The sequence below is a fragment of the Parafrankia sp. EUN1f genome, assembly GCF_000177675.1.
GTDB lineage: Bacteria > Actinomycetota > Actinomycetes > Frankiales > Frankiaceae > Parafrankia.
This window is the reverse complement of sequence record NZ_ADGX01000385.1, coordinates 1-779: the sequence shown is the minus strand read 5'-3', so window position 1 is coordinate 779 and position 779 is coordinate 1. Positions and strand designations below refer to the sequence as shown.

Below are 779 nucleotides of genomic sequence, written 5' to 3'. Positions count from 1 at the left end.
CCCACGCAGAGCATCCGACGGGTTGAGCGTGCTACTGCCCCGGCGAAACCGGGACTGTGGAGCTCGACATGCCGGTCTTCGCGGGAGTGGGTCTAGCTTGGCCTCGCCGGCAGCCCAGGGCGTCGGCTACTGCCAGTGCGGCGCTTCGGGAGGTCGTCACCGGACTGTGTGCAGCTGGGCCCGAGCCGCAAGGATCATGTGCTTCCGCTCCAGCTCGCAGAGGCGAGTCGAAGGCAGCACCTCCCCATTTGTCGCGGCGAGGAACTGGTTGACGTTCCGGAAGGCGGCGGGTGCGATGAAATCCATGTAATGCTCGCCGGGCTCCCTGTGCGGCAGCATGCCGTCCACCGTGATGAAGTTCCCTTCTGGGGAGACACGGACGATGCGGGCAACCCCCGCGTGCTCCGGCTGTCCCCGCGCCGTGGCCACGACCAGGCGGGCGACGTCACCGACCTGCGGCTTCGCATGGATGTACTCGGAGTCGTGTGGCGTGATGTTGCGGTGCCCGGCGACCCGAACGATGGCTCTCACCAGCTGAGCTCCTTCAGCTTCTCGACGAGCCGCGTGACGGACTTCGACGCGGCATCGCCTTGGTTGTCCCCGTCGACGGCGTCGCTTATCGGGCACATCCGGCGGTCGAACGAATCGGCTGTGGCGTCGAGCGACATCGAGGTGTGGCTTGACCGGAACCGCGGCGTGCGGCGTGGGCCGGGCTGGGGGATGGTCAGGCGCTCGGCCGTCGCTGATCGGTGAGATCGTCCGGGAAGGTGCCTGGCGGA

General features: G+C 67.8%; 2 protein-coding genes. Both read right to left on the bottom strand.

Going from position 1 to position 779, the window contains the following annotated elements; genetic code table 11:
- Positions 1-156: 156 nt before the first annotated feature.
- The gene (locus FREUN1FDRAFT_RS39245) at positions 157-531 is read right to left on the bottom strand and encodes a hypothetical protein (protein ID WP_006546022.1); all 375 of its coding nucleotides are present in this window, start codon (positions 529-531) and stop codon (positions 157-159) included.
- The coding region (locus FREUN1FDRAFT_RS47320; RefSeq protein ID WP_232295627.1) for a hypothetical protein at positions 528-779 on the bottom strand (252 nt) is incomplete at its 5' end. The genes FREUN1FDRAFT_RS47320 and FREUN1FDRAFT_RS39245, both read right to left, overlap by 4 nt.